At 72.1% G+C, this 19,636-nt stretch carries 17 protein-coding genes and 1 pseudogene; 12 read left to right on the top strand and 6 right to left on the bottom strand.

Annotation, left to right across the window (positions count from 1 at the left end; translation table 11 throughout):
* The first annotated feature begins 163 nt into the window (after positions 1-163).
* From ACGFRF_RS17070 to ACGFRF_RS17040, 7 genes are all read left to right on the top strand, one after another.
* On the top strand, positions 164-1,024 hold the full coding sequence (locus ACGFRF_RS17070) for a TrmH family RNA methyltransferase (protein ID WP_393740564.1): 861 nt from the start codon (positions 164-166) through the stop codon (positions 1,022-1,024).
* Between the two features lie 50 nt (positions 1,025-1,074).
* Positions 1,075-2,211, top strand: a complete 1,137-nt coding sequence (locus ACGFRF_RS17065) for an ATP-binding protein (protein WP_393740562.1) — start codon at positions 1,075-1,077, stop codon at positions 2,209-2,211.
* Positions 2,212-2,360: 149 nt separating this feature from the next.
* A complete protein-coding gene (gene pheS / locus ACGFRF_RS17060; protein ID WP_393740561.1) occupies positions 2,361-3,482 on the top strand; it encodes a phenylalanine--tRNA ligase subunit alpha in 1,122 nt (373 codons plus the stop codon).
* Positions 3,482-5,995, top strand: coding sequence for a phenylalanine--tRNA ligase subunit beta (gene pheT, locus ACGFRF_RS17055; protein ID WP_393740559.1), 2,514 nt, complete (start codon positions 3,482-3,484; stop codon positions 5,993-5,995). Before pheS ends, pheT begins: the two co-directional genes overlap by 1 nt.
* Positions 5,996-6,243: 248 nt before the next feature.
* Positions 6,244-7,296, top strand: coding sequence for a PP2C family protein-serine/threonine phosphatase (locus ACGFRF_RS17050; RefSeq protein ID WP_393740557.1), 1,053 nt, complete (start codon positions 6,244-6,246; stop codon positions 7,294-7,296).
* A 244-nt stretch (positions 7,297-7,540) separates the two neighbouring features.
* Entirely contained in the window at positions 7,541-8,881 is a 1,341-nt protein-coding gene (locus ACGFRF_RS17045) for a transcriptional regulator (protein WP_393740555.1), read from the top strand.
* 65 nt (positions 8,882-8,946) lie between these two features.
* Positions 8,947-9,483, top strand: a complete 537-nt coding sequence (locus tag ACGFRF_RS17040) for an NUDIX hydrolase (RefSeq protein WP_393740553.1) — start codon at positions 8,947-8,949, stop codon at positions 9,481-9,483.
* Here ACGFRF_RS17040 and ACGFRF_RS17035 read toward each other — a convergent pair.
* Complete coding sequence (locus tag ACGFRF_RS17035) at positions 9,480-9,740, bottom strand: hypothetical protein (RefSeq protein WP_393740551.1); 261 nt, start codon at positions 9,738-9,740, stop codon at positions 9,480-9,482. The genes ACGFRF_RS17040 and ACGFRF_RS17035 overlap by 4 nt on opposite strands.
* Positions 9,741-9,933: 193 nt before the next feature.
* The gene (locus tag ACGFRF_RS17030; protein WP_393740549.1) at positions 9,934-10,794 is read right to left on the bottom strand and encodes a 3-hydroxybutyryl-CoA dehydrogenase; all 861 of its coding nucleotides are present in this window, start codon (positions 10,792-10,794) and stop codon (positions 9,934-9,936) included.
* A 170-nt stretch (positions 10,795-10,964) separates the two neighbouring features.
* Between ACGFRF_RS17030 and ACGFRF_RS17025 the strand changes: the two genes are divergently transcribed.
* Positions 10,965-12,344 (top strand): glycoside hydrolase family 10 protein, encoded by a 1,380-nt coding sequence (locus ACGFRF_RS17025; RefSeq protein ID WP_393740547.1) that lies wholly within the window; start codon positions 10,965-10,967, stop codon positions 12,342-12,344.
* A gap of 1 nt (position 12,345) precedes the next feature.
* Here the strand turns inward: ACGFRF_RS17025 and ACGFRF_RS17020 are convergent, their stop codons facing one another.
* On the bottom strand, positions 12,346-12,543 hold the full coding sequence (locus tag ACGFRF_RS17020; protein WP_393740545.1) for a DUF1918 domain-containing protein: 198 nt from the start codon (positions 12,541-12,543) through the stop codon (positions 12,346-12,348).
* A 19-nt stretch (positions 12,544-12,562) separates the two neighbouring features.
* A complete protein-coding gene (locus ACGFRF_RS17015; protein WP_393740543.1) occupies positions 12,563-13,507 on the bottom strand; it encodes a DMT family transporter in 945 nt (314 codons plus the stop codon).
* Between ACGFRF_RS17015 and ACGFRF_RS17010 the strand changes: the two genes are divergently transcribed.
* From ACGFRF_RS17010 to ACGFRF_RS17000, 3 genes are all read left to right on the top strand, one after another.
* A complete protein-coding gene (locus ACGFRF_RS17010) occupies positions 13,506-14,948 on the top strand; it encodes a PLP-dependent aminotransferase family protein (RefSeq protein WP_393740541.1) in 1,443 nt (480 codons plus the stop codon). The genes ACGFRF_RS17015 and ACGFRF_RS17010 overlap by 2 nt on opposite strands.
* A 52-nt stretch (positions 14,949-15,000) precedes the next feature.
* Positions 15,001-15,438 carry a GNAT family N-acetyltransferase gene (locus ACGFRF_RS17005; RefSeq protein ID WP_393740539.1) on the top strand — a complete coding sequence of 146 codons (438 nt, stop codon included), beginning with the start codon at positions 15,001-15,003 and terminating at the stop codon, positions 15,436-15,438.
* 73 nt (positions 15,439-15,511) lie between these two features.
* Positions 15,512-16,105, top strand: a complete 594-nt coding sequence (locus ACGFRF_RS17000) for a histidine phosphatase family protein (RefSeq protein ID WP_393740537.1) — start codon at positions 15,512-15,514, stop codon at positions 16,103-16,105.
* A 22-nt stretch (positions 16,106-16,127) separates the two neighbouring features.
* On the opposite strand, the gene ACGFRF_RS16995 is transcribed toward ACGFRF_RS17000, so the two are convergent.
* Positions 16,128-16,577, bottom strand: a complete 450-nt coding sequence (locus ACGFRF_RS16995) for a DUF6314 family protein (RefSeq protein ID WP_393740535.1) — start codon at positions 16,575-16,577, stop codon at positions 16,128-16,130.
* A 120-nt stretch (positions 16,578-16,697) separates the two neighbouring features.
* On the opposite strand from ACGFRF_RS16995, the gene ACGFRF_RS16990 reads away from it, so the two are divergent.
* Positions 16,698-19,178, top strand: a complete 2,481-nt coding sequence (locus ACGFRF_RS16990) for an alpha-L-arabinofuranosidase C-terminal domain-containing protein (RefSeq protein WP_393740533.1) — start codon at positions 16,698-16,700, stop codon at positions 19,176-19,178.
* On the opposite strand, the pseudogene ACGFRF_RS16985 reads toward ACGFRF_RS16990, so the two are convergent.
* Positions 19,165-19,329 (bottom strand): annotated as a pseudogene (locus tag ACGFRF_RS16985) (carboxymuconolactone decarboxylase family protein); the annotation flags it as partial. The gene ACGFRF_RS16990 and the pseudogene ACGFRF_RS16985 sit on opposite strands and share 14 nt — an antisense overlap.
* Positions 19,330-19,636: the final 307 nt, after the last annotated feature.

Genomic DNA, 19,636 nt, shown 5'->3' with positions numbered 1-19,636 from the left:
TCGACGTTCACTGTAGGACCCGCAGGCTGTCATGGCTTGCGGGTCCTGTTGTTGGGGGCCCCTGCACGTCGTTCGGCCGCGGGTCCGTCGTGGTCCTCGCGCAGTTCCCCGCGCCCCTTCGGGGCGCCACCCGCCTGTCGAAGTTCTCCTGAAGGTGAAGAGCATGCCGCCCGTCAGCCCCGAGCTGATCTCCCCCCGGTCCGCCCGAGTCAGCGCCGCCCGGCGGCTGGCCAAGCGGAACTTCCGGGGCAAGGACCGGCTGTTCCTCGCCGAGGGACCGCAGGCCGTCAGGGAAGCGGCCGGCCATCGTGCCGACGGCATCCCCACGCTCGTCGAGCTGTTCGCCACCGTGGAGGCCGCGGAGCGGTACGCCGACATCATCGGCGAGGCCCGGAACGCGGGCGCCCGCGTGCACCTGGCCTCGGAAGACGTCATCGCCGACATCTCCACCACCGTCACCCCGCAGGGCCTGGTCGGGGTCTGCCGGTTCCTGGACACCCCGTTCGAGGACATCCTCGCCGCGCGGCCCAAGCTCGTCGCCGTCCTCGCCCATGTGCGTGACCCCGGGAACGCCGGTACGGTGCTGCGCTGCGCCGACGCCGCCGGCGCCGAGGCCGTCATCCTCACCGACGCCTCCGTCGACCTGTACAACCCCAAGGCCGTACGGGCCTCCGTCGGCTCGCACTTCCATCTGCCCGTCGCCGTCGGGGTTCCCGTCGAGCGGGCCGTCGAGGGGCTGAAGGACGCCGGCGTGCGCATCCTCGCCGCCGACGGCGCCGGCGACCGCGACCTCGACGAGGAACTGGACAAGGGCACCATGGGCGGTCCGACCGCCTGGGTCTTCGGCAACGAGGCCTGGGGGCTCCCGGAGGAGACCCGCGCGCTCGCCGACGCCGTCGTACGCGTTCCGATCCACGGCAGGGCCGAGAGCCTGAACCTCGCCACGGCCGCCGCCGTATGTCTCTACGCGTCGGCCCGTGCACAGCGCGCCTCCGGAGGGTGCCGTTCCGTCACCGAGAGCTAGTAGGGTGACCAGCTCGGGGCCCTGCGCCGTCTGAGAGGTGGGGTACGGGGATGAGTGTGGCCGGCACGAGCACTGCGCCGGAAGGACGGGACGCGCGGGGCACACCCGCGCCCGGGCACCACGGGACCGGCCCGGGCATCGATCCCGACCAGCTGCCCGACGGCCTCGTCGTCGCCGACGAGCACGGCCGGGTCGTCCGCTTCAACGCCGCCGCCGCACGCATCACCGCCGTACCGGCCGCCGACGCCCTCGGGCAGCCCCTGGAGAAGGCGCTGCCCCTGGAGGACCTGGAAGGGCGGCGCTGGTGGCAGCTCACCGACCCCTACGGCGGGCTCTCGATCCGGGTCCGCCAGCCCGAGCGCAACCTGCTGCTGCCCGGCGGCCGGGAGGTGCTGGTCTCCGCCCGGTACGTGCGCGACGAGCCTCTCGGGCCGGTACGGCGCGTGGTCGTCTCCCTGCGGGACACCGAGGCCCGCCGCCGCACCGAACGCAGCCACGCCGAGCTGATCGCCACCGTCGCCCACGAGCTGCGCTCGCCGCTGACCTCCGTGAAGGGCTTCACCGCCACGCTCCTCGCCAAATGGGAACGCTTCACGGACGACCAGAAGCGGCTGATGCTCGAGACCGTCGACGCGGACGCCGACCGCGTCACCCGCCTCATCGCCGAGCTGCTGGACATCTCGAGGATCGACAGCGGGCGGCTGGAGGTGCGCCGGCAGCCCGTCGACATAGGCGCCGCCGTCTCCCGGCACATCCAGGCCTACGTCGCCGCCGGCCAGCGGGCCGACCGCTTCCTGCTCCGCATCGAACAGCCGCTGCCCGCCCTGTGGGCCGACCCCGACAAGGTCGACCAGGTGCTCAGCAACCTGCTGGAAAATGCCGTGCGGCACGGCGAGGGAACCGTCACCATTGACGTCACGCCCTCGGCGTCCCCGCGCGAGGGCGAGGAAACCGGCACGTCGGTCACCGTGAGCGACGAGGGGCCAGGCATCCCGGAGGAGTCCATGAACCGCGTCTTCACCCGCTTCTGGCGGGGCAGCAAGCGCGGCGGCACGGGGCTCGGGCTCTACATCGTCAAGGGCATCGTCGAGGCCCACGGCGGCATCATCACGGTCGGCCGCGCCCCCGGCGGCGGCGCCGAGTTCCGATTTACGTTGCCCGTGGGGGCACCCGCGTATCTCACCTGACAACGGCTGAGAACGCCAGGGAGCAGCCCGCGGGCGCATTCGCACACATCCACCCCGTTAGACTCGGCCTTTGGCACCTTTGTGTCCTGCACGCGGCCCAGCGCCGGTCACGGGGACCATCCGCCAGCCAATCGGAAGCACGGGAAGAGATGTCGGCACCGAATAAGTCGTACGACCCTGTCGAGGTCGAGGCGTTGAAACCGGAAGAGATCGAGCGCATGCGGGACGAGGCGCTCGCCGCCTTCGCCGCCGCGGACTCCCTCGACGCGCTCCACGAGGCCAAGGTCGCCCACACCGGCCCCGCCTCCCCGCTGGCCCTCGCCAACCGCGAGATCGGCGCCCTGCCCCCGCACGCCAAGGCCGACGCCGGCAAGCGCGTGGGCCAGGCCCGCGGCGCCGTGAACAAGGCCCTCGCCGCCCGCCAGAGCGAGCTGGAGGCCGAGCGGGACGCCCGCGTGCTGGTCGAGGAGGACGTCGACGTCACGCTGCCGTACGACCGCGTCCCGGCCGGCGCCCGCCACCCGCTGACCACGCTCTCGGAGCGCATCGAGGACGTCTTCGTGGCCATGGGCTACGAGGTCGCCGAGGGCCCCGAGGTCGAGGCCGAGTGGTTCAACTTCGACGCCCTCAACATCGGCCCGGACCACCCGGCCCGCGGCGAGGCGGACACCTTCTTCGTGCAGGGCCAGGGCGGCGGCGCCGAGTCCGGCGTGGTGCTGCGCACCCACACCTCGCCCGTGCAGATCCGCTCCCTGCTCGACCGCGAGCTGCCGGTCTACGTGATCTGCCCCGGCCGCGTGTACCGCACGGACGAGCTGGACGCCACGCACACCCCGGTCTTCCACCAGGTCGAGCTGCTCGCCGTGGACGAGGGCCTGACCATGGCCGACCTCAAGGGCACCTTGGACCACATGGTCCAGTCACTGTTCGGCGAGGGCATGAAGACCCGGCTGCGGCCCAACTTCTTCCCGTTCACCGAGCCGTCCGCCGAGATGGACATGGTGTGCTACGTCTGCCGCGGCGAGTCCGTCGGCAACCCCGACCGGCCCTGCCGCACCTGCTCCAGCGAGGGCTGGATCGAGCTGGGCGGCTGCGGCATGGTCAACCCGCGGGTGCTGGCCGCCTGCGGCGTCGACCCGGAGAAGTACAGCGGCTTCGCCTTCGGGTTCGGCATCGAGCGGATGCTGATGTTCCGCCACAACGTCGAGGACATGCGAGACATGGTCGAGGGTGACGTCCGGTTCACCCGGCCGTTCGGGATGGAGATCTGATGCGGGTCCCGCTTTCTTGGCTGCGGGAGTACGTCGACCTGCCGGCGACCGAGACCGGCCGTGACGTCCAGGCCAAGCTCATTTCGGCCGGTCTGGAGGTCGAGACCGTCGAGCAGCTCGGCGCCGACCTCAAGGGCCCCCTGGTCGTCGGCCAGGTGCTGACCATCGAGGAGCTGGAGGGCTTCAAGAAGCCGATCCGCTTCTGCACCGTCGACGTCGGCCAGGCCAACGGCACCGGCGAGCCCCAGGAGATCGTCTGCGGCGCCCGCAACTTCGCGGTCGGCGACAAGGTCGTCGTGGTCCTCCCGGGCGCCACGCTGCCCGGCGGCTTCTCCATCGCCGCCCGCAAGACCTACGGCAAGACGTCCCACGGCATGATCTGCTCCAGCGACGAGCTGGGCATGGGCGACGACGGCAACCACGGCATCATCGTGCTGCCGCCGGAGACCGAGGTCGGCAAGGACGCCATCGAGCTGCTCGAGCTGGTCGACGAGGTCCTGGACATCGCCGTCACCGCCAACCGCGGCGACTGCCTGTCCATCCGCGGCGTCGCCCGCGAGACCGCCATCGCCTACGGCCTGCCGCTGCGCGACCCGGCCCTGCTCGACGTACCGGCCCCGAACGCCTACGGCTACCCCGTCCAGGTCACCGAGCCGATCGGGTGCGACCGCTTCACCGCCCGCACGGTCACCGGCCTGAGCCCCGAGGCACGCTCCCCGATCTGGCTGCAGCGCCGCCTGCAGAAGGTCGGCATGCGCCCGATCTCGCTCGCCGTCGACGTCACGAACTACGTGATGATGGAGCTGGGCCAGCCCCTGCACGCCTACGACCGCAAGCTGGTGCAGGGCACCATCGGCGTGCGCCGCGCGGAGGAGGGCGAGAAGCTCGTCACCCTCGACGGCGTCGAGCGCAAGCTGCACGCCGAGGACCTGGTCATCACCGACGAGCGCGGCCCGATCGGCCTCGCCGGCGTGATGGGCGGCGCCCACACGGAGATCGCCGACCACGAGGACGTGGAGAACGCGACCACCGACGTCGTCATCGAGGCGGCCCACTTCAACGCCGTGTCGATCGCGCGTACGGCCCGCCGCCACAAGCTGTCCTCCGAGGCGTCCCGCCGCTTCGAGCGGGGCGTCGACCCGCAGGCCGCCGCTGCCGCCGCACAGCGCACCGTGGACCTGCTGGTCCTGCTCGCGGGCGGCACCGCCGAGGCCGGCGTCACCGAGATCATCGCGCCCTCCGCCCCGCACACGATCACCGTCCCGGCGAACCACCCGGACAAGGTCGCGGGCGTCGACTACGGCCGCGAGACCGTCGTCCGCCGCCTGCAGGAGATCGGCTGCGACGTCTACGGGCAGGACGAGCTGATCGTCACCGTCCCGTCCTGGCGGCCCGACCTCGCCGAGGCGAACGACCTCGCGGAGGAGGTCATCCGCCTGGAGGGCTACGAGAACCTGCCCTCCACGCTGCCCAAGCCGCCCTCGGGCCGCGGCCTGACCCACCGCCAGCGGCTGCACCGCCGCGTCGGCCGCGCGCTGGCCGGCGCGGGCTACGTCGAGGCGCCGAACTACCCGTTCGTCGCCGAGCAGGTCTTCGACCAGCTCGGCCTCGAGTCCGACGACCCGGCCCGCCGCGTCGTGAAGCTGGCCAACCCGCTGAACGACGAGGAGCCCGCGCTCCGTACGACGCTGCTGCCGGGCCTGCTGGGTGCCCTGCGGCGCAACGACGGCCGGGGTTCGCACGACCTGGCGCTGTTCGAGACCGGCCTGGTCTTCCTGCCGCGCGAGGAGCGGCGCGCCGCCGTGCACCTGCCCGTCGACCGCCGTCCCACCGACGAGGAGATCGCCGAGCTGAACGCCGCGCTGCCCGAGCAGCCGCGGCACGTCGCCGTCGTCCTCGCGGGCGCCCGCGAGCAGGCCGGCTGGTGGGGCAAGGGCCGTCCGGCCGACTGGGCCGACGCCATCGAGGCGGGGCGCGCCGTCGCGCGGGAAGCCGGTGCCGACCTGATCGTCCGCAAGGGCCGGTACGGTCCGTGGCACCCCGGGCGCTGCGCCGAGTTCGCGGTCGTCGCCGACGGCACGGAGACGGTCGTGGGCCATGCCGGAGAACTGCACCCGCGTGTCCTCAAGGCCCTGGGTCTGCCCGAGCGCACCTGCGCGATGGAGCTCGACCTGGACGCCCTGGAGGCGGTGGGCGACGGCGTTCCGCAGGCGCCGCGGATCTCCACGTTCCCCGTGGCCACGCAGGATGTCGCCCTCGTGGTCGACAAGCCGGTCCCGGCGGCCGAGGTCGAGGCTGCGCTGCGTGAGGGGGCGGGTGAGCTGCTCGAGTCCATCCGGCTGTTCGACGTGTACGAGAACGCGGAGCAGCTGGGCGACGGGCGGAAGTCGCTCGCCTATGCGCTGCGGTTCCGTGCGGGTGACCGGACGCTGACCGTGGACGAGGCGTCGGCCGCCCGGGATGCCGCGGTCGCCCTTGCGGGCGAGCGCACGGGGGCTGTCCTGAGGGGCTGATCGCCGTGGGGGTCTGCCGACGGCCGGCCGCGGGTCGTCCGTGGCGGGCGCGGCAGTTCCCCGCGCCCCTTGAGGTGTCCCCCTCCCCGTCGGCCTGCATAAATGCGGGCCGACCAGGGTGTTCTCACTCGTTCGGGTGGGAATCCGGGGTGATCTGGCCCTTCCGGGTCATGCCGTCGACAGAATCGGACCGGCCTTTCGGGGTCGGTCCGTCTGCTCTTTCAGGGCCCACATGGGGGACCAGAGGCATGATCCGCATCAAGGCACGGGCGCCCACCGCGCGGGGAGCCGCACTGCCCACGCTCTGGGGAGCCGTGGTGATCGGCTACAAGTTCGGCTGCCCACTCGCCCAGCAGGACGGGCTCGGCGCGCGCATCGTCACCAGCGCCGTGTTCTTCGCGGTCGGCACCGGCCTGATCATCCACGTCCGGCGCGCCCTGCTGCGCGAACTCCGGCAGGCCCACCGGGTGGCCGGCGCCGCCCAGAGCGTGCTGCTGCGGCCGCTGCCGCCCCGACTCGACGGGCTGAACGTGGCCGCCGCCCAGCTGTCCGCCGACCGCGGCGCCACCGTCGGCGGCGACCTGTACGAGGCCGTCGCCACCGAGCACGGCGTCCGTGTCGTCATGGGTGACGTGCGCGGCCATGGACTCGCCGCCCTCGGCACCGTCGCAGCCGTCCTCGGCAGCTTCCGCGAGGCCGCCCACGACGAGGCCGACCTGCCCTGTGTGCTCCGGCGCCTGGAGCGGGCGCACGCACGCCACCTGCGCGAACGCTCCCGCGCCGACCACCCGTCGAGCGGGCAGGACCCGGGTCCCCCGGTCGCGGAGGAGTTCGTCACCGTCCTGCTCCTGGAGATCGCGCGGGACGGCCGGGTGCGGGCCCTCAACTGCGGTCACCCCTGGCCGTACCTGCTCAGCGGTACGCGTGTACGGCCCCTCACGCGCGCCGACCCGCTCCCGCCCCTGGGCCCCTTCCCGCTCCCGGCGGAACTGGAGGCCCACCTGTGCGGCCACCTGCTCCCCGGAGACCTTCTGGTCCTCTTCACGGACGGCGCGGAGGACGCCAGGGACGCCCGCGGCCGGTTCTTCCCGCTGCCGACCGCGCTGCGTGAGGCCGTCCGCGATCACCCGGTGACGGCCCAGACGGTGCTGCGCACGGTCTTCACGGCGCTCCGGCAGCACACGGCCGGCAGGCCCACCGACGATGTGGCGGTCCTGGTCCTCCGCAACGATCGGGGAAGGCCCAGGCTGTGTCTGGGGGCGCGGGACGGTGACGTCAGCGGCTCCGCGCGGCGGGCGTGACCAGCCCCCGCGGACCCGCAGCCGACCTCGCACCCCTGACCACCCGCCCGGGACCACTGCCGGGCCGCCGCTGTTTCGAGGGGGAGCCGGCGGCCCGGCCGGCCTCTTGCGAGGCACTTCAGTCAACCGAACCGACACGCTCCGCGACAGCGCGCGCACAGCCCGGATGCACGCGTTCCGTTCACACCCCGTGTGAACGCGGACGCACTACGCTGACCGCACCAGGCCACTCGGGGGGCATCCCATGCAGCCCAATACTCTGCTCGACGCCATCCTGGACGAGGCGGGGATCTCGCACGCCGGTCTCGCCGCCCATGTGAACCAGGCGGGCCGGAGACGGGGCCTCGCGCTCCGGTACGAACACACCGCCGTGGCGCGGTGGTTGAAGGGCCAGCGGCCCCGCGGGCAGGTGCCCGACCTGATCTGCGAGGTGCTGGCCGAGCGCCTGCACCGGCAGGTGACCCTGGACGACATCGGCCTCGGGGTGCCCGGTGAGCCGGCCACCGCGCACGCCGGTTCCCTCGGCGGGTTCGTGGAACGGGCCACCGCGCTCTGGCGGTCCGACGAACAGCAGCGGCCGCACGTGCTGGGGGCTCCGGCCGTCACGGGCACCCCCGCGGTCATGCCGGTGTGGGAGTGGGAGAACCCGCCCGAGGACGTCGACGTCTCCCGCGGCGGCCGGCACCGGGTCACCACCGCCGACATCGAGATGTTGCGCGCCGCCCGTACGCACTACGAGCAGATGTACCGCAAGGCCGGTGGCATCGCCACGCGGACGCGGATCGTCGGCTTCCTCAACGCCGAGGCCGCCCCGCTGCTGCGCGGCAGCTACACCGACGCCACCGGACGCCAACTGCACCGGGCGACGGGCGGGTTGGTCGCCATCGCGGGCATCTGCGCGTACGACTCCGACGCCCACGGACTCGCCCAGCGCTACTTCCACCAGGCGCTGAGATTGGCAAAGGCCAGCGGCGACCGGGGACTCGGTGCGTATGTGATAGCCCTGCTGGTCAACCAGTCGCTGTTCATGCGCGAGTACCGGCAGGCCGTCGCCTTCGCCGAGGCCGCGCTGCGTGCCGCCGGCAAGCACATCACCCCGGCGCTCGCCTCCGACCTGTACGCGATGCAGGCCAAGGCGTACGCCCACCTCGGGGACAGCGGCAGCGCGCTGTCCTGCATCCGGCGCGCGGAGACGGCCGCCGACCGCATCCGGCGCGGCTACGAACCCGACGAGACGGGCTACGTCCAGCCCGGACTGGTCAACGTCCAGGTGGCCGAGGCGCTCCTCAGCCTCGGGGAGCTGGCCGCCGCCCGGGAGCACGCGGCCGCCGCCGTGGACAACCCGGCGCACGACCGCGGGCGGGTGCACCGGCTCGCCATGCTCAGCACCATCGAACTGCGCCAGGGCAACGCCGACAAGGCGGTGGCCACGGCCGTGCAGATGGCCGAACAGGCGCGCGGGATGGAGTCCCAGCGGCTGCGCGACAGACTGCGCGCGGTACGCGAGCACCTGGTGCGCTGCGGCTCGGCCGGAACCGCCGAGGCCGCCGAACTCATCGACGGGGCACTGCGCGTACCGCTGTAGGCCCACTGTGGGTACAGAGTCCCTGCTGCGATATTGCCACTTACTCAGCGGAAGGTGGCAGAACCGTGCAGTGGACGAAACAGAACGAACAAACCGTGTATGCAAATCGCTGGTTCAGCGTCAATCTCGCAGATGTCGAGCTGCCGGACGGCCGGCACCTCGACCACTTCCTGATCCGGCTGCGGCCCGTGGCCGTGGCCACGGTCGTCAACGAGGCCAACGAAATCCTCCTGTTGTGGCGCCACCGCTTCATCACCGACAGCTGGGGGTGGGAACTGGCCGCGGGTGTCGTCGAGGACGGCGAGGACATCGCCCGCGCGGCCGCCAGGGAACTGGAGGAGGAGACCGGCTGGCGGCCGGGACCCCTGCACCACCTCATGACCGTGGAGCCGTCCAACGGCCTCACCGACGCCCGGCACCACATCTACTGGTCCGACCGCGGCGAGTACGTCGGACACCCCGTGGACGACTTCGAGTCGGACCGCAGGGAATGGGTGCCCCTCAAACTCGTCCCCGACCTGATCGCCCGTGGGGAGGTCCCGGCCGCCAACATGGCGGCCGCGTTACTCCTGCTGCACCACCTCAGGCTCGCGGAAGGCTAGTGGGCCGCCAGCGCCTGCCAGACGGTCACGACGAGCGCGCCCAGCGCCGTCAGCGCGGCGAGCGAGGGCAGCGGCCAGCGGGCGTGTTCGAGCGAGATCATGCGGGAGTTCAGCTCGTCCAGTTCCTTCGCGGTCTCCTCGGTACGGTGACTGAGCAGGTTCAGCCCTCCCTCGACACGGGCGTAGGCCACGTCGAGGCGGCGCCGTAACTCTGCGAGTTCTCCATGGACCACGGGATGCTCCGGATCGGCGGTCACGGGTCCGCTCCTTTCGGTAGTCGGTATGGATGGTTCCGCATCCCTTGCATGCGCATGAAGAGTCAACTCGCCTGGTGGGCGCGTGGGGAGCGTGTGTGACGGGCATATGCGTGCCCGGCGCGCACACGGTGTGTGAAACAGATGGGCCCGGCACCGATATCGGTGCCGGGCCCACAGGGGTAGCGGACGGTAGTCAGCCGTAGGTGTAGAAGCCCGAGCCGGTCTTCCGGCCGAGCCGGCCGGCCTCGACCATGCGCTGCAGCAGCGGGGGAGCGGCGTACAGCGGCTCCTTGTACTCGGCGTACATCGAGTTGGCGATGGAGACGATGGTGTCCAGACCGATGAGGTCGGACAGCTTGAGCGGGCCCATCGGGTGCGCGCAGCCCATCTCCATGCCGTTGTCGATGTCCTCGCGGCTCGCGATGCCCGACTCGAACATCCGGATCGCGGACAGCAGGTAGGGCACGAGCAGCGCGTTGACCACGAACCCGGAGCGGTCCTGGGCGCGGATGGCGTGCTTGCCGAGCACCTTCTCGGCGAAGACCTGGGCGCGGCTGAGGGTGCCTTCGGAGGTGGTGAGCGCCGGGATCAGCTCGACCAGCTGCTGCACCGGGGCCGGGTTGAAGAAGTGGATGCCGACCACGTGGTCGGGGCGGGAGGTGGCGACGGCCAGCTTCACCAGCGGGATCGAGGAGGTGTTGGAGGCCAGGATCGCGTCCGGGCGGGTCACCACCTGGTCAAGCACCTGGAAGATCTCCGTCTTGACCTGCTCGTTCTCCACGACGGCCTCGATCACGAGGTCACGGTCGGAGAACTCGCCGAGGTCGGTGGTGAAGCCGAGGCGCGCCTGCGTGGCGTCCCGCTCCTCCTCCGTGATCTTGCCGCGCTCGGCGGCCTTGGCCAAGGAGCTGAACAGCCGGGTACGGCCGATCTCCAGGGCCTCGCCGGTGGTCTCGGCGACCTTCACGTCCAGTCCCGCGCGGGCGCACACCTCGGCGATGCCCGCGCCCATCTGGCCGCAGCCCACGACTCCGACGCGCTCGATGTCGGTCACATCGTTCCCTTCGCTGGATTCTCCGGCTCGCTGGCAGACCTCCGGGTTCGGCGCCTGCTCCGATCGTGCACGTTACCGCCAAGTATCGATGATCGATCGGCCGGGTCGCGGCATCCTGGGGCGCGAAACGATCCGTGAGGGAGCGGATCCATAGCGTAGGGGGTGTGCGCATGGTGCGGATGTCACGGCGTGCCTTCGCGCTGGCGGCGCTGTCAACACTGGCCACGCCGGCTCACGGCGCAGCGGCGGCGAGCGGGCCGCCGGCCCGGAGCGCGGCACAGGGCGGGGCGGCGGCGCGGGGCGGGGTGGCGGCACAGAGTGCGACTGCGGCGCGGGGCGGGGTGGCAGCGCACGGTGAGACGGCGACGCCGGGCGGGGTGACGGAGCGGAGCGCGGCGGCACTCGGGAGGGTGCCGCGTGCGTCCGCCGAGATGCGGGGCGTGTGGCTCGCGACCGTCCTCAACCGCGACTGGCCCTCGCGGCCCGGCCTCCCGGCGGCCGACCAGCGCAAGGAGCTGATCGCCCACCTCGACAAGGCGGAACGCGACCGGCTGAACACGGTGATCCTCCAGGTCCGGCCCACCGCGGACGCGCTGTGGCCGTCGCCGTACGAGCCCTGGTCCGAGTACCTCACCGGCACCCAGGGCGAGCACCCCGGCTGGGACCCGCTCGGCACCGCCGTGCGGGAGGCCCACGCCCGGGGCCTGGAACTGCACGCCTGGTTCAACCCCTACCGGATCGCCACCCACACCGATCCGGCCCGGCTGGCCGCCTCCCACCCGGCCCGCAGGCACCCCGACTGGGTGGTGCCCTACGGCGGGCGGCTCTACTACAACCCCGGCCTGCCCGAGGTCCGCGCCTTCGTCCAGCAGGCGATGCTCGACGCGGTCGCCAGGTACCCGGTCGACGCCGTCCACTTCGACGACTACTTCTACCCCTACCCGGTAGCCGGACAGACGTTCGACGACGATGACGCCTACGACCGGTACGGCGGTGCGTTCACCAGCAGGGCGGCCTGGCGGCGGGACAACATCGACCGGCTGGTGCGGGAGACGGCCGCCGGCGTCAAGCGCGTCCGGCCCGGCACCCGGTTCGGGATCAGCCCCTTCGGGGTGTGGCGCAACGCCACGACCGACCCCCGCGGCTCCGACACGCGGGCGGGCGTCCAGACGTACGACGACCTGCACGCGGACACCCGCACGTGGGTCAGGAACCACTGGATCGACTACATCGTCCCGCAGCTCTACTGGCACATCGGCTTCGCCGCCGCCGACTACGCCACACTGGTCGCCTGGTGGGCGGAGGTCGCCCGGGGCACCGGGACGCACCTCTACCTCGGGGAGGCCCTGTACAAGGCGGGGGCCGCCGGGCAGCCCTCGCCCTGGCAGGACCCGGTCGAGCTGTCGCGCCACCTCACCCTCGCCGCCCGGTACCCGCAGGTGCGCGGGCACGTCTTCTTCGCCGCCAAGGACGTTGCGGCGGACCCGATCGGGGCGATGGCACGCGTGGTCGCCGATCACTACGGGCGATCGGCGAAACCACCGCGTTGATCTACTGCTGTCGCTCGTCCTTGTGCTTGACCTGGCAGTCGGGCCCGGGGGACATGATCGCCTCGTGCCCGTCCGCGAACCGGACCCGGTAGGGCGGGTTGCCCTCCTGCCCCATCACTTCGACGACTTCGGTGACCTGGTCGTGTTGGCCGACCACCCTGCCGTGCTGGACTAGACGGTCGCCCTTGGATGCGCGCATGTGCAGGCCCTCCTCATGATCACGACCGCTGGGTGACGGCGATGCACACGAGCACGGCGACGGCGGTCAGGGGAGCGGCCGCCGTGAAGTGCTCGCCCAGCAGCAGCGCCGACCACACCAGTGTGAGCAGCGGCTGAGCCAACTGCAACTGGCTGGCACGGGGGACGCCGATGGCCGCCATCCCCCGGTACCAGACGACCAGACCGAGGAACTGCGAGCCCAGTGCCACCCAGAGCAGACCGGCGATGCCGTGCCCGGTGAGATGCACGGGCTCGTACGCCAGCGCCACCGCGGCGGCCGGCACGCTGAGCGGCAGGCACAGCACCAGCGCCCAGCCGATGACCTGCCAGCCCGGCATGACGCGGGCCAGCCGGCCGCCCTCGGTGTACCCGGCCGCGCACACCAGCAGGGCCGCGAACAGATAGCCGTCGGCGGCCGTCAGCGCGCCGCCGCTCTGCCCGATGGTGAAGGCGAGCACGGCCGCGGCACCCGCCACGGCCGCCAGCCAGAACCGGCGGGAGGGCCGGTTGCCGGTGCGCAGGGCCGAGAACACGGCGGTGGTCAGCGGCAGCAGCCCCACCACCACGGCGGCGTGCGCGGTGGTGGAGGTCTGCAGGGCGAGCGTGGTCAGCAGCGGGAAGCCCAGCACCACGCCGAGGGCGACGACGGCCAGCCCCGGCAGATGGCGCCGCTCGGGCAGCCGCACCCGCCGCCCCCGGCCGCGCTCCCGCGGGGGCGCGCCCACCGCCAGCAGACAGCCGCCGGCGACGAGCGCGGCCAATGCGCTGCGCACGGCCACCAGGGACCAGGGGCCGAAGCCCTCCAGGCCCCAGGCGGTGGCCGGGAAGGTCAGGGAGAAGGAGGCGACGCCGAGGGCGGCGAGACCGGTGCCGAGGGTCCGGTGCTCCCTGGCAGCGGTGACCGCTATCGGGCTTGCGGTAGTAGCGCTACTCTGAGTTCTCATGCACGAGCGTAGCAGCGTCAGTGAACTGGCAGAACAGCTCCGCCGGGAACTCGACCGCTACTCGCCTGGTGGAAAGCTGCCATCGAGTCGGGCGCTGGTGGAGCGGTTCCGGGTGAGCCCGGTGACGGTCTCGCGGGCCCTCGCCCAGTTGTCCGCCGAGGGGCTGGTGGTCACCCGGCCCGGCGCGGGGGCCTTCCGGGCCCGGCCGCGTGCGAGCGAGCCCCCGGCCGGGGACACCTCCTGGCAGGAGGTCGCGCTGAGCGCCGACGGCAGCGCCGACCTCGTGCCCCGCACCGTGGACGCCTCCGGTGTCACGGTCTCGCTGGCCGCACCACCGCCCGGGGTCCTGGAGTTCAACGGCGGCTACCTGCATCCCTCGCTGCAGCCGGAGCGGGCCATGGCGGCGGCCCTCGCCCGGGCCGGGCGGCGGCCGGGCGCCTGGGGGAGACCTCCGCTGGAAGGGCTGCCGGAGCTGCGGGAGTGGTTCGCGCGCGGGATCGGCGGAGCCGTCACCGCGGCCGAGGTGCTGGTCGCCGCGGGCGGCCAGGCCGCGCTGGCCACCGCCCTGCGCGCGCTCGCCCAGCCCGGCGCCCCGGTCCTGGTCGAGTCGCCGACCTATCCGGGCATGCTGGCGCTCGCCCGCGCGGCCGGCCTGCGCCCGGTCCCGGTGCCCGTCGACCCCGACGGGGTCCGCCCCGACCTGCTCGCCGCCGCCTTCCGGGCCAGCGGCGCCCGGGTGTTCGTCTGCCAGCCCCTGTTCCAGAACCCGACCGGTGCTGTGCTGGCCCCCGGGCGGCGCGCCGAGGTGCTGCGCATAGCCCGCGAGGCCGGCGCGTTCGTCGTCGAGGACGACTTCGTCCGGCGCCTGGTGCACGCCGACGCGGGTCCCTTGCCCCGCCCGCTGGCCGCCGACGACCCGGACGGCGTGGTCGTCCACGTCGGTTCGCTCACCAAGGCGACCTCGCCCAGCTTCCGGGTGAGCGCCCTGGCCGCGCACGGCCCGGTGCTGGAACGCCTGCGCGCCATCCAGGTCGTGGACAGTTTCTTCGTCCCCCGGCCGCTGCAGGAGGCCGCCCTGGAACTCGTCGGCTCGCCGGCCTGGTCCCGCCATCTGCGGGCTCTCGCCGCCGAGTTGAAGGCCCGCCGCGACGCCATGACCGGCGCGCTCGCCCGGTACCTGCCCGAACTGGCCCTGCCGCACGTGCCGTCCGGCGGCTACCACCTCTGGCTGCGCCTCCCCGACGGCACCGAGGAGTCCGCGCTGGCCGCCGCGGCCCTCCGCGCGGGCGTCGCCCTCACTCCCGGCCGCCCCTACTTCAGCGCCGAACCCCCGGCCGCCCACCTCCGGTTGAGCTTCGCGGCGGTCGCCGGGACGGGGGAGATCACGGAGGGGGTACGACGGCTGCGGGCGGCCTGCGACGAGGTGCTCCGGCCGGGGTAGCGCCTCGGGATATCCGCTCGCCTCCGTGCCGCCCGCCTGCGATCATCACGCGATGAGCGATGCACCCGGTCTCCCCGACGGCTACGAGTTCTCCGCCGACCCCGCCCGTGTCGACGTCGACCGCGTCCACGGCTGGCTGTCGACCGACACCTACTGGGCGCAGGGCCGTCCGCGCGAGACGCACGAGCGCGCGATGGCGTCCTCGATCAATTTCGGGGTGTACGGCACGGCCTCCGGCGAGCAGGTGGCGTACGCGCGGGTGGTCACCGACCGGGCGCTGTTCGCCTGGCTCGCCGATGTGTACGTCGACCCCTCGGTGCGCGGCAAGGGCATCGGCACGGCCTTCGTCGGCCGCGTCCGCGACCACCTGGAGCCGTACGGCCTGCGCCGCATCCTGCTCGCCACACAGGACGCGCACGGGGTCTACGAGAAGCTGGGCTTCCGGCCGCTGGACCGTCCCGAGCAGTGGATGGCGCACGCCTTCGGGTAAGCATCGGCATACCCTCGGTAACGTGCTGGTGACGGCTCTTGACCCGCGTACCCGCGCGGCTCACCATCACCGCATGCCACTGAGGGTGACGTTCGTCGCCGCCGCGCGCAGTTCCCCGCTGCTCGCGGAGCGCTTCGAGGACGACCGGCCGCTGGACCAGGCCGACTGGGACGAGGTGCAGCGCGCCGCCGGGGAGCTGCTGCCACTGGCGGCGGCCGAGCTGCGCTACTGCTCGCCGACCCCGCGCAGCCGGGCCACCGGCGACGCCCTGGGGTACGCCCCGCTGGTCCAACTTGCCCTTCGGGACTGCGACATGGGCCGCTGGCGCGGGCTGACGCTGGGCGAGGCGATGGCCCGCGAGCCGGGGGCGGTGGACGCCTGGCTCGCCGACCCGCGCGCCACACCGCACGGCGGCGAGTCCCTGCTGGCGTTCATCTCCCGGGTCGGCGGCTGGCTCGACACCCGGCCGGTGGACGACGCCGGCCGGATCGTGGCCGTCGCCGAGCCGTCCGTGATCCGCGCCGCCCTGGTCTACGCGCTGAAGGCGCCGCCCGCGAGTTACTGGAACATCGACGTCCGCCCGCTGTCCACGACCACCGTGACCGGCCGGTCGGGCCGCTGGAACCTCCGCCTCGACGGCGCCTCCGCCCAGCCCTCGCGCGCCTAGGTGTGCTGTCCGCACAGCACACCTAGCCGCCCCTCTCGCGCACATAGTCGGTCGTGAGGACCAGGGCCTTCGCCGGGCCGCCGACCCGCCACACCGTGCGCCAGTGGTCGGCGTCCCGGACGGTGAACTCGCCGCGGTAGAGGTCGGCCGCGCAGGGGTGGTCGGCTACGTACCGCCCCGACCTCAGGTCCAGGTCGTGGAACCGGCGCCCGTCCGCGAACCGTACGTCCACCGTCCCCGGTGCCCGCCCCGGCAGGAACCGCAGGGTCCGGGTCGCGGGCCGCGGCACGCCCCGCCAGGTGAAGGTGCCGGACTCCTCGTGCAGCAGCCCGCCACCCTCCAGTGCGCCGAAGACGGTGGTCCCGTCGAAGTGCCCCTCGTCCCCGCTCGCCAGATCCCGCACGCTGCGCCGCACCCGCCAGCGCCCGGCCAGATGGGCCAGTGCGTCGGCCACGGGCCAGTACTCGTCCATGGGCCGAGCTTAAGCGTGGCGCTGTCCGCCCCATTGACGTGTTCATACCCCTTCCCTATCGTGCGTTCGAAGTGCTGACCAGTGTCCGATATTTCGAACGTATCGAGCCGCGGAGTATCCATGTCACGCACCGTTCGCTGGAGAGCCGGCCTGGGGGCGAGCGCTTTCCTGCTCGCCACGGCCGCCCTGCCCGTCCCCGCCCACGCCGCCGACGTCACCGACTACGCCCTCACCGTCGACCCCTCGGCCGACGGGCCGACGATCGACAAGACGATGTACGGCGTCTTCTTCGAGGACATCAACCGCGCCGCCGACGGCGGTCTGTACGCCGAACTCCTCCAGAACCGTTCGTTCGAGTACTCCACCGACGACAACACGTCGTACACCCCGCTCACCGCCTGGGCGGTCTCCGGCACCGCGCAGGTCCGGAACGACTCCGGCCGGCTGAACGACCGCAACCGCACCTACCTCTCCCTCGGCGCGGGCTCGGCGGTCACCAACTCCGGATACAACACCGGGGTCGCGGTGCGGGACGGCGCGAGGTACGACTTCTCCGTGTGGGCCCGCGCGGAGGCCGGCACCACGCTCACCGTGACCCTCCAGGACGCCGGCGGCACCCTCGCGACCGCACGGCGGATCACCGTGAAGAAGAGCGGCTGGGCCCGGTACCAGGCCGGCTTCACCGCGACCCGCACCAGCACCACCGGCCGCCTCACCCTCGCCTCCAGCGCCGCGGCGGCCCTCGACATGGTGTCGCTGTTCCCCCGTGACACCTACAAGCACGAGCCCAACGGCCTGCGCAAGGACCTCGCCGAGAAGGTCGCCGCCCTGCACCCGGGCTTCGTCCGCTTCCCCGGCGGCTGCCTGGTCAACACCGGCTCGATGCAGGACTACAGCGAGGCCTCCGGCTGGCAGCGTAAACGCTCCTACCAATGGAAGGACACCATCGGCCCGGTCGAGCAGCGGGCGGCCAACGCCAACTTCTGGGGCTACAACCAGAGCTACGGCCTCGGCTACTACGAGTACTTCCGCTTCGCGGAGGACATCGGTGCCATGCCGCTGCCCGTCGTACCGGCCCTGGTGACCGGCTGCGGCCAGAACAAGCCCGTGGACGACGACGCCCTGCTCCAGCGGCACATCCAGGACACCCTCGACCTCATCGAGTTCGCCAACGGCCCCGCGTCCTCGAAGTGGGGCAAGGTGCGCGCCGGGATGGGGCACCCCGAGCCGTTCCACCTGACCCACATCGAGGTCGGCAACGAGGAGAACCTCCCGAACGAGTTCTTCGCCCGCTTCCAGCGGTTCCGCGCGGCCGTCCAGGCGAAGTACCCGTCCATACAGGTGATCTCCAACTCCGGCCCGGACGACTCCGGTGCGACCTTCGACACGGCGTGGAAGCTCAACCGGGACGCCGAGGTCGACATGGTCGACGAGCACTACTACAACAGCCCGCAGTGGTTCCTGCAGAACAACGACCGCTACGACTCCTACGACCGCAACGGGCCCAAGGTCTTCCTCGGCGAGTACGCCTCCCAGGGCAACGCCTGGAAGAACGGCCTCGCCGAGGCCGCGTACATGACGGGTCTCGAGCGCAACGCGGACGTCGTGAAGCTCGCCTCGTACGCCCCGCTGTACGCCGACGAGGACTACGTGCAGTGGCGGCCGGACCTGGTCTGGTTCAACAACCACGCCTCCTGGGGCTCCGCCAGCTACGAGGTCCAGAAGCTGTTCATGACCAACGTCGGCGACCGGGTGGTCCCGTCGAGGGCCACCGCCACGCCGAGCGTCAGCGGCCCGATCACCGGTGCGGTCGGCCTGTCGACGTGGGCGACCAGCGCGGCGTACGACGACGTGCAGGTGACCGCCGCCGACGGCACGACACTGCTCGGCGACGACTTCTCCGGCGACACCTCGAAGTGGACGCACACGGGAGGCGGTGGCTGGAGCGTCCAGGACGGCCAGTACGTGCAGACCGACACGGCCGCCGAGAACACCATGGTCCAGGCCGGCGACCCGTCCTGGCACGACTACGACCTGCATGTGAAGGCCACCAAGAAGTCCGGCAAGGAAGGCTTCCTCGTCGCCTTCGGCGTCAGGGACACCGGGAACTACTACTGGTGGAACATCGGCGGCTGGAACAACACGCAGAGCGCGGTCGAGCAGGCCGTGGACGGCGGCAAGTCCACGCTGGTCGCCAAGGCGGGGTCCGTCGAGACCGGCCGTGCCTACGACGTCGACATCAAGGTGCGCGGCCGCCAGGTCACCTTGTACCTCGACGGCAAGGAGTGGGGCGGCTTCACCGACGACAAGCCGGCCGAGCCGTTCCGCCAGGTCGTCACCCGCGACGCGAAGACCGGTGAGCTGATCGTCAAGGTCGTCAACGCCCAGTCCTCCCCGGCCCGTACGGCGATCGACCTGGGCGGTGCCGAGGTCGCGTCCAAGGCCGGGGTGACGACCCTGGCCGCCGCGCCCGACGCGGTGAACACCGAGACGTCCACGGCGGTCGCTCCCGAGACGTCCACCTTCACCGGAGTCGCGACGAAGTTCACCTACACCTTCCCGGCGAACTCCGTCACCTTCCTCAGGATCAGGCAGAAGTAGCCGGGGTCTGCTGCGCGGGCTGCTGTCCGAGCGGCAGCAGCCCGTGCTCGGCGAAGACCTTCTTCGCGACGAGGGTGGCGTTGAGCGCCTTCGGCATGCCGCAGTAGACGGCGGAGTCCAGCAGCGCCTCCACGATCTGCTCAGGGGCGAGACTCGCCGTCGACGCTGCGCAGCACCTCGAGGCCACGGGCGAAACGCTCTTCACGGGTGGTCCTCTGCTCGTTGCTCATGACCGGAAACGGTAGGAGTTCGAGCGCACTCGAGGTCAAGCGCGGCGGGTGCGCGCGGCCCGCGCCCACCCGGCCCGCAAGAGTAATTCACCGCGACCTCACCTTCCGGAAAACTCTTATTTCCCGGACGGTCGTGGAATTCATGATGCGTTCACCGAATTCGGAAGAGCGCACCTCATTTTTCGGTGAGCGCGCAACCATTCGGAATGCTGCCCCGTCTAAGTCGGC

The organism is Streptomyces sp. NPDC048521 (assembly GCF_043199855.1).
Lineage (GTDB): Bacteria > Actinomycetota > Actinomycetes > Streptomycetales > Streptomycetaceae > Streptomyces.
Note: the sequence above shows the minus strand (reverse complement) of the source record. Positions and strands in the feature narration are given on the sequence as shown.

Coding starts and splice junctions, on each gene's coding strand:
- ACGFRF_RS17070 (WP_393740564.1), top strand. CDS start 164: ATGCCGCCCGTCAGCCCCGAGCTGATCTCCCCCCGGTCCGCCCGAGTC.
- ACGFRF_RS17065 (WP_393740562.1), top strand. CDS start 1,075: ATGAGTGTGGCCGGCACGAGCACTGCGCCGGAAGGACGGGACGCGCGG.
- pheS (WP_393740561.1), top strand. CDS start 2,361: ATGTCGGCACCGAATAAGTCGTACGACCCTGTCGAGGTCGAGGCGTTG.
- pheT (WP_393740559.1), top strand. CDS start 3,482: ATGCGGGTCCCGCTTTCTTGGCTGCGGGAGTACGTCGACCTGCCGGCG.
- ACGFRF_RS17050 (WP_393740557.1), top strand. CDS start 6,244: ATGATCCGCATCAAGGCACGGGCGCCCACCGCGCGGGGAGCCGCACTG.
- ACGFRF_RS17045 (WP_393740555.1), top strand. CDS start 7,541: ATGCAGCCCAATACTCTGCTCGACGCCATCCTGGACGAGGCGGGGATC.
- ACGFRF_RS17025 (WP_393740547.1), top strand. CDS start 10,965: ATGGTGCGGATGTCACGGCGTGCCTTCGCGCTGGCGGCGCTGTCAACA.
- ACGFRF_RS17020 (WP_393740545.1), bottom strand. CDS start 12,543: ATGCGCGCATCCAAGGGCGACCGTCTAGTCCAGCACGGCAGGGTGGTC.
- ACGFRF_RS17010 (WP_393740541.1), top strand. CDS start 13,506: ATGCACGAGCGTAGCAGCGTCAGTGAACTGGCAGAACAGCTCCGCCGG.
- ACGFRF_RS17015 (WP_393740543.1), bottom strand. CDS start 13,507: ATGAGAACTCAGAGTAGCGCTACTACCGCAAGCCCGATAGCGGTCACC.
- ACGFRF_RS17005 (WP_393740539.1), top strand. CDS start 15,001: ATGAGCGATGCACCCGGTCTCCCCGACGGCTACGAGTTCTCCGCCGAC.
- ACGFRF_RS17000 (WP_393740537.1), top strand. CDS start 15,512: ATGCCACTGAGGGTGACGTTCGTCGCCGCCGCGCGCAGTTCCCCGCTG.
- ACGFRF_RS16995 (WP_393740535.1), bottom strand. CDS start 16,577: ATGGACGAGTACTGGCCCGTGGCCGACGCACTGGCCCATCTGGCCGGG.
- ACGFRF_RS16990 (WP_393740533.1), top strand. CDS start 16,698: ATGTCACGCACCGTTCGCTGGAGAGCCGGCCTGGGGGCGAGCGCTTTC.